Origin of the sequence: Microbacterium sp. 69-7 (assembly GCF_001897985.1) — a bacterium.
In the GTDB taxonomy this organism is placed as follows: Bacteria; Actinomycetota; Actinomycetes; order Actinomycetales; family Microbacteriaceae; genus Microbacterium; species Microbacterium laevaniformans.
In genome coordinates, this window is sequence record NZ_MKRU01000082.1 from 1 (window position 1) to 7,554 (window position 7,554).

General features: G+C 69.8%; 6 protein-coding genes. 1 reads left to right on the plus strand and 5 read right to left on the minus strand.

The features are described 5' to 3' along the window. The 5 genes from BGN98_RS07600 to BGN98_RS07620 all read right to left on the minus strand — a co-directional run. Positions 1–1,175, minus strand: a 1,175-nt coding sequence (locus BGN98_RS07600; RefSeq protein ID WP_288120607.1) for an amino acid ABC transporter ATP-binding/permease protein, incomplete at its 3' end; no start/stop codon positions are given. Next, positions 1,172–2,875, minus strand: a complete 1,704-nt coding sequence (cydD, locus tag BGN98_RS07605; RefSeq protein WP_288120608.1) for a thiol reductant ABC exporter subunit CydD — start codon at positions 2,873–2,875, stop codon at positions 1,172–1,174. The genes cydD and BGN98_RS07600, both read right to left, overlap by 4 nt. Before the next feature lie 77 nt (positions 2,876–2,952). Next, entirely contained in the window at positions 2,953–3,987 is a 1,035-nt protein-coding gene (cydB, locus tag BGN98_RS07610; RefSeq protein ID WP_288120610.1) for a cytochrome d ubiquinol oxidase subunit II, read from the minus strand. An 8-nt stretch (positions 3,988–3,995) separates the two neighbouring features. Further along, the gene (locus BGN98_RS07615; RefSeq protein ID WP_121189246.1) at positions 3,996–5,441 is read right to left on the minus strand and encodes a cytochrome ubiquinol oxidase subunit I; all 1,446 of its coding nucleotides are present in this window, start codon (positions 5,439–5,441) and stop codon (positions 3,996–3,998) included. Between the two features lie 100 nt (positions 5,442–5,541). Continuing rightward, positions 5,542–6,165 carry a helix-turn-helix transcriptional regulator gene (locus BGN98_RS07620; protein ID WP_005051389.1) on the minus strand — a complete coding sequence of 208 codons (624 nt, stop codon included), beginning with the start codon at positions 6,163–6,165 and terminating at the stop codon, positions 5,542–5,544. A gap of 380 nt (positions 6,166–6,545) precedes the next feature. Between BGN98_RS07620 and BGN98_RS07625 the strand changes: the two genes are divergently transcribed. Then, positions 6,546–7,554 (plus strand): alpha/beta hydrolase (locus tag BGN98_RS07625; protein ID WP_288120614.1); only part of this gene is annotated, 1,009 nt, incomplete at its 3' end.

The window sequence follows — 7,554 nt, forward strand, 5'->3', positions numbered from 1 at the left end:
ACGAGGACGTGCGCCGCCGTGGTCTTGCCGGCGCCGCTGGAGCCCACGACCAGAATCCGCTCGCCCGGGGCGACCGTCAGATCCAACGCGTGCAGGGCATCCTCTGCGGCTCCCGGCCAGCGCGCCGCGACGCCCTGCAGAACGAGGCCAGCGCCGAGAGCGGCGTCCGTTCGTGCGTACGCATCGGCGTCGCGGGCGACCTCGAGCGGGATGCCCGCCGGTGCCTCGTCCGGCACGGCCTCGGCGATGCGTGCGGCCGCGGCGCGTACCTGTCGCCATGAAGACGCTGCCGCCGGCACCGCGGCGAAGACCTCGAACACGGCCATCGGCACGAGCACCGCGACGGCGAAGGCAGGAGCGGTGATCGTCCCGTCGCCGAGCGCCGGAACGGCGGCCAGCACGGCGAAGACGGAGGCCGCGCCAGCCAGCACCGACACGACGGCCGTCGAGCCCGCCTGCGCACCCGCCCGGCGGGTCACCGCCCGCCGCAACGCGCCATCCGCCGCGGCGATGCGCTGCGCACTGTGCGCGTCGGCTCCGTACGCGGCGAGAACGTCCAGGCTCGCGAGATGATCGAGCACGGCGTCGGCGAGGCGTGCGCGTAACGGCGCGATGGAACGTTCGGCGCGAGATCCGGCCACCCATCCCCAGCCGACCGCAACGACCGCCGCCACGACGAGGCAGGCGAGGAGCGTGAGCGCCGCCGGCCACCAGACGATCCCGACGAGCACGACGGCGCCGAGGGCCACCGTCGCCGACGACACGAGCGGCAGCACGACCCGCAGCGGCAGGTTCTGCAGCTCGTCCACGTCGTCGACGAGAGCGCCGAGCACCGAGCCGCGCCGCGTGCGGGTCAGCCCGTCCGGGGCGAGCGGAATGAGCCGGCGCACCAGATCGGTGCGCGTCACCGCGAGCTGTCGCAGCGCCGCATCGTGGCTCGCGAGCCGCTCGGTGTAGCGGAAGGCGGCCCGGCTGAGAGCGAAGGCGCGCACGCCCACGACGGCTGCCGACAGGTACATCACCGGAGGCTGCTCGCTGGCGCGCACGATGAGCCACGCGCTGCAGGCGAGCAGGGCGACCGCCGACGCCTCCGAGAGGAAGCCCGACGCGGCGCCCGGCCAGAATCGGCGCAACGACGGCATCGCCCGCCGCAGCACCTCCGTCGTCGTGGTCATGCGCCGACCTCCGCCGGTGCCGCCGACAGCGTCACGACGCGGTCGGCGATCTCCCGCGCGCTGCGCCGGTGAGAGATGAGAAGCACCGTTGCCCCACCATCGGCGAGATCTCGGATGCCGCGCCACAGGGCCGCCTCCGTCGCGGCATCCAGTGCGGAACTCGGCTCGTCGAGGGCGATCACCGCGGCGCGAGCGCGAAGGTGACGGAACACGGCGCGCGCCACGGCGACGCGCTGGGCCTGTCCGCCGGACAATCCCGCGCCCTGCACCCCGAGCTGCTGATCGGGATCGAGCGCGCCCGCCTGGGCGAGCTCCAGCGCGCGTGCGACCAGGGGGCCCCGCGATGCCGCGGCAGTCTCATCGTCGCCCAGCGCGACATTGTCTGCGATGGTGCCGGAGATCAGTCCCGGATGCTGCCCGGCCCAGGCCAGCCACGTCGCGGGGGAGAGCGCGCTCACCGGCGTGCCGTCCAGCTCGGCGTGCCCGTCGAAGGTGACCGCGCCGCGGAGGGCCGCGAACACGCTCGACTTGCCCGCGCCGCTCGGTCCCTCGATGAGCGTGACGGTGCCGGGCTCCGCGACGAGGTCGACGGAGGGCAGGAGCCGGTCGCCGCGCCGGACGCGCAGTCCGGTGAGCACGAGCCGTCCCGGGCCGGCGCTCACCGTCGCGGCGTCGGCCGTCCGCGGCGCACGCTGTGCACGGGCGGCGAGCTCGCGGGCCTCGTCGAGCACCGCGAAGACGTCGTCGGTCGCGGCCACGCCTTCCGCAGCGGCATGGAACTGCACGCCGACCTGGCGCAGCGGAAGGTACGCCTCGGGCGCCAGCAGCAGCACAAACAGGCCTACCGCGAGCGCGAGCGACCCGTCGACCAGGCGGAAGCCGATCGACACGGCCACGATCGCAACCGAGATCGACGCCAGCAGCTCGAGCGCGAAACCCGACAGGAACGACACACGCAGCACCCGCATCGTCTCGACGCGGTAGGTGTCGGTGACCTTCTCGATCGACCGCACGGCGCGATGCTGACGGCCGAAGACCTTGAGCGTCGACAGACCCTGGACCGTATCGGCGAAGCGGGCGGCCAGGCGCCCCAGGGTGCGCCACTGCTTCTGCTGCACCGTGCGCGTCGCGAGGCCGATCAGCACCATGAACAGCGGGATCAGGGGGAGAGTGAGCAGCACCGTGAGCCCGGAGATCCAGTCCTCCCACCACATCACGGCGACCAGCACCGGGGTCGCGATCACGGTGAGCACGAGCTGTGGCAGATAGCGTCCGAAGTACGCGTCCAGCGCTTCGAGGCCGCGCCCCGCGGTCACCGCGAGCTGCGCGCTGTTGCGGCCTGCCAGCCATCCCGGGCCCAGGATGCCGACGGCATCCACGAGCTGCGCCCGCAGCTGCGCCTGCACGCGCGCGGCGGCACGCGCCGACAGGGCTTCGCGCGCCCAGAGCAGCAGCGCACGGGAGACGATGACGGCGGCCAGCGCGGTCAGCAGTGCGGTCAGCTCGGCCCACGGCATCCCGTCGATCGCGCGCGTGATCGCGTGCGTCAGCAGCCACGCGAACGCGACGACGACGGCGGTCTGCAACGCGCCGATCACGGCGATCGCGGCGAAGAACGCCCGCGACGCCGACGCGTAGCGCACCAGTCGCGGGTCGACGGGCCGCACCCGCGTGCGGCCCTGGTCGGCTTCGGTTGCCATTGTTCGATCCTGCCTCATAAACGGACACCGGCCCCGGTCCTCACCCGTGGGTGAGCGCCGGGGCCGGTGCAGCGCACTCAGTGGGCTGCGGTCAGCTCCGCCTTCTCGATCGTCGTGCGGGTGATCCGCTTGCGGAAGATCCAGTACGTCCACGCCTGGTAGGCGAGCACGAGCGGCAGGAAGATGAGCGCGGCCCACGACATGATCTGCAGCGTCATCGGCGTGCTGGACGCATTCGAGATGGTCAGGCTGAAGGCGTCATCGGTCGTCGACGGCATGACGTAGGGGAACAGTGCGAGCCACAGAGTCAGCACGGCGAACACGATCGTGACCGCTCCGGCCGCGAACGCCTTGCCGTCCCGGTCGGCCATGTTGAACCACACCGACAGGAGCAGCGCGACCGCCGCGATCACTCCGCACGCGATGACCGCCCACAGCAGAGGGGCGCCGCGACCGGCGGCGAGGAAGATCGTCCACACCACGGTTCCGGCCGCGAAGATCACGGTCGGGATCGCGAGCTTCTTGCCGAGCGCCTGCGCGTCGTGGTGCACCTGACCGTCGGTCTTCAGGCCCACGAAGTAGACGCCGTGCAGGAGGAACAGCAGCAGCGTCGTCACGCCGACCCAGAGCCCGTAGGGGTTCAGCAGCGTGAAGAGCGAGCCGGTGAAGTTCTTGTCGGCGTCGATCGGCACGCCCTGCACGATGTTCGCGACCGCGACGCCCCACAGCAGCGCGGGCACCGCGGAGCCGATCGTGATCATCCAGTCGAAACGGCGCTTCCATCGCAGGTCGTCGCGCTGGTGGCGGTACTCGAACGAGACGCCGCGCGCGATCAGCGCGAGCAGGATGAGCAGCAGGGGGAGATAGAAGCCGCTGAACAGCGTGGCGTACCACTCCGGGAAGGCCGCGAACAGGCAGGCGCCCGCGACGATGACCCAGGTCTCATTGAGGTCCCAGATCGGTCCGATCGTGTTGATCACTTGGCGTCGCGACACCTCGTCCTTGCCGAGGAAGGGCAGCGACATGCCGACTCCGAAGTCGAAGCCGTCGAGCACGAAGTAGCCGACGAACAGCACTCCGACGATGAAGAACCAGAGGTAGGCGAGGTCCATGACAGCTCCTAGTACACCGTGGACGGGGTCTGATCGACCGGGACATCGGACGGGTCGGGGTCATCCGGTCCGGGCAGGGGCTGCGGACCCTCCTTGACCGTCTTGACGATGAGGCCGAACTCGACGACCGCGAGGATCGCGTAGATCGCGGTGAAGGCGATCAGCGAGATCAGAACGGTCCAGCCGGGCACGTTCGGCGAGACGCCGTCCTGCGTGAGCATCAGACCGAACACGATCCAGGGCTGACGTCCCATCTCGGTGAAGATCCACCCGACGAGGATGCCGAGCAGGGCCAGCGGCGCCTGCCAGACGGCGAGCCGCCACATCCAGCCGGCGACCGGGCGCTTCGCGTTCTTGCGGGTGACCCAGAGGCCCGCAGCAGCGATCGCGGTGGAGAGCAGGCCGAAGCCCATCATCCAGCGGAAGGCCCAGTACGTGACCCACAGGACGGGCGCGAAGTTGCCGTTCACCTGGTCGGCGAACTGCGGGAACAGCTGCGTCGTGTAGAGCTGGTTGAGGTCGTTGATGCCCTCGACGCAGCCGTTGAAGTCGTGCGTCGACAGGAACGCGAGCACGTACGGAACGCGCAGCGACCACACTTCACCGGTGCCGTCGGGGGTGCCGATCGAGAAGATCGAGAAGGAGGCATTGGCTCCGCACGCCGAGTTGAACATCGCCTCGGCGGCGGCCATCTTCATGGGCTGCGTCTGGACCATGACCAGGCCCAGCTGGTCACCGGAGAGGAAGACCGCGACGAAGCCGATGATCATCGCCCAGAGGCCGAACTTCAGCGCCGGGCGCAGCATCTCGATGTTCTGCTTGCGGGCGAGGTGCCAGGCGGATGCCGCGATCACGACACCGGCGGAGAACATGAGCGCCGCGGAGATGGTGTGCGGGAACTGCGTCAGCGCGACCGGGTTGGTCAGCACCTGCCAGAAGTCGGCCATCTCGGCGCGGTGACCCGAGGCGGACATCTGGTAGCCCTTCGGGTTCTGCATGAACGCGTTGGCCGCGAGGATGAAGTACGCCGACAGCCAGGTGCCGACGACCGTCATCCAGATGGTGAGCAGGTGGATGCGGCGGGGGAGCTTGTTCCACCCGAAGATCCACAGGCCGATGAACGTCGCCTCGAAGAAGAAGGCCATGAGGCCCTCGAAGGCGAGCGGGGCTCCGAAGACGTCGCCGACGAAGCGGGAGTAGCTCGACCAGTTCATGCCGAACTGGAACTCCTGCACGATGCCGGTGACGATGCCCATCGCGAAGTTGATCAGGAAGATCTTCCCGAAGAAGCGCGTCAGGTGCAGCCACTTCACGTCGCCGGTGCGGTGCCACACCGTCTGGAAGATGGCGACGAACAGCGACATGCCGAGCGTGAGCGGCACGAAGATGAAGTGATACAGGGTCGTCAGGCCGAACTGCCAGCGTGCCAGCAGTAGCGGGTCCAGGAAGTCCATCGTCATCCTTCCGAGGGCGGGAGTCTTCTTCGTGACTGAAGCTACACAGGGATTTCCCAGCCCCAGGCGCCCTGGGCCGTGAAAAAGAACCGAGATCTGATCAGGCCGTGGCGCCGGCGAACATCAGCTGGACGACGCACTCGCGCGGGTCGCAGGACGGGCGCATGTCATCGACGGCGAGGGGCCCGCCGGCGGCGCTGAGCACGCTCTGCATGAGACCCAGGTGCACGCGGCACAGCACTTCGCGATGCTCGGCCTGGGAGGAGGCGTGTGCGCAGGGGGTGAGGTCGACGGTCAGCTCGCGCTCATCGACCAGTGGATCGAAGCCGGCGTCGATCAGGTCCTCGACGAGGGCGTCGACCTGATGGAGGGCTTCGGTGTCGAGCTCGGGCGCGGCTCCCGGCAGCACGCGGCGCATGAGGTCGCCCCGCTCGGCGGCGGCGCGCACCTTGCGGCGCTGGATGGCGCTGGAGGCCAGGATACCGTCGGCCGCACTGTAGAGCACGCGCGGGCGACCGCGAGTGGTGCGGTGCTCCGCCGCCGACACGACGTAGCCCTCGTCGATCAGACGCTGCAGATGCTCGCGCACGGTGTTCGGGTGCAGGCCCGTCGCCTCCACGATCTCGGTGATCGTGCGACGCGGCTGCTCCTGGACGAGGTGCAGGATCTCGACACGTGAATAGCTGGAAATGGCGCTGTACCCAACCGGGCGACCTGTGGTCATGCCTCATATTATTCACGGTGTCGCTCGTGTGCGCCACCCCCGATCTGCGGGGGTTTCTTCCGGCCCTGCGGAAAGGGGTGCTCGTGCCGTATCGCTGCGCGTCGGCATCCGTTCACCTGCCGTCGATCCGGCGTTCTTCCGCACCCGCAACCGTCGGCAGTGCCGCCGTCACGGTGGCCCCGCCGACCCCCTCATCGAGCGTTCGTCTCGAGTCTGGAGCCGACTTGTCCTCCTCGCCCTCGCGCCTTCGCGTGACCGCGCTGCTCGCGCTGCTCGCGGGTCTCGGCGCGCTGCACAGGCGCAGCCGCCGGCGACGAGTCGGGCAGATCTCTCCCGCGGCGCTCAGCGATGGCCAAGGTGTGTCGCCCTAGAGTCGGTGCATGCAGATCTGGCAGTTGCCGATCATCGACGGAGCTGTCCCGATCATCGTCTACACGATCGCGGGAGCGTTCCTTCTGATCGTGCTCGTGCGTCGTTGGAACAGGCGCGCCATGCTGTGGGCAGCGGGGGGTGCGCTCGCCGGAGCCGGGCTGGGCGTGGCGCTCGTGCACGTCGTCGACCGGATGCAGCTGTTCGGCCCGGCGCCCCTGCCGGGATTCGTCGTGCCGTGGGCGGCCGGTGTCCTGGCTGCCTCCGGGTTCGCGCTCGGCGCGCTGGTGGGTGCGCGGTGGTGGCGGCGGATCGTGTCCGCCCTCGCCGTCCTGGTGTTTCTCGTCGCCGCGGCGGTCGGTATCAACGCCGGCTTCGGCCTGAACCCCACCTTGGCGACGCTTTTCGGCGTGTCGGGCTACGACCCGCTCGAGCTGCCCGAGGTCGGGCCGACCACCGATGTTCCGTCCGTTCCGCTCGCGCAGTCCTTCGTGCCGCCCGCCGGAATGCCGACCAAGGGGTCACGCGGCACGCAGGTCATTCCTGCCACGGCATCCGGCTTCGCCGCCCGCCCCGCGGGCATCTACCTGCCCCCCGCCGCGCTCGTTCCGAACGCACCGGCCCTGCCGCTGGTCATCATGATGATGGGCCATCCCGGCAACCCCGACCCGACCGCGATCAGCGACGTGCTGGACGAGTTCGCCGCCCGCAATCACGGCCTGGCGCCGATCGTGATCGTCGCCGACCAAGTCGGCTCCGCCAACGCCGACACGGCGTGCGCCGACTCTGCGGCCCTCGGCCGGGCGCGCACCTACGTGACGCAGGACGTCGTCGCGTGGGCGAAGGCGCACCTGCGCATCATCAACGACCCCGCCTTCTGGACCATCGCCGGATACTCCAACGGAGGAGGGTGCGCGATCTCCTTCGGGGCCGACTACCCCGCGATGTGGAAGAACATCCTCGACATCTCGGGAGAGCCCTTCCCGGGATCCGAGCAGGTCGCCAACATCACCAAGACCG

Bases quoted from the DNA above. Each gene is read 5' to 3' on its own strand.
- BGN98_RS07620 (WP_005051389.1), bottom strand. From the start codon at position 6,165: ATGACCACAGGTCGCCCGGTTGGGTACAGCGCCATTTCCAGCTATTCA.
- BGN98_RS07615 (WP_121189246.1), bottom strand. From the start codon at position 5,441: ATGGACTTCCTGGACCCGCTACTGCTGGCACGCTGGCAGTTCGGCCTG.
- cydD (WP_288120608.1), bottom strand. From the start codon at position 2,875: ATGGCAACCGAAGCCGACCAGGGCCGCACGCGGGTGCGGCCCGTCGAC.
- cydB (WP_288120610.1), bottom strand. From the start codon at position 3,987: ATGGACCTCGCCTACCTCTGGTTCTTCATCGTCGGAGTGCTGTTCGTC.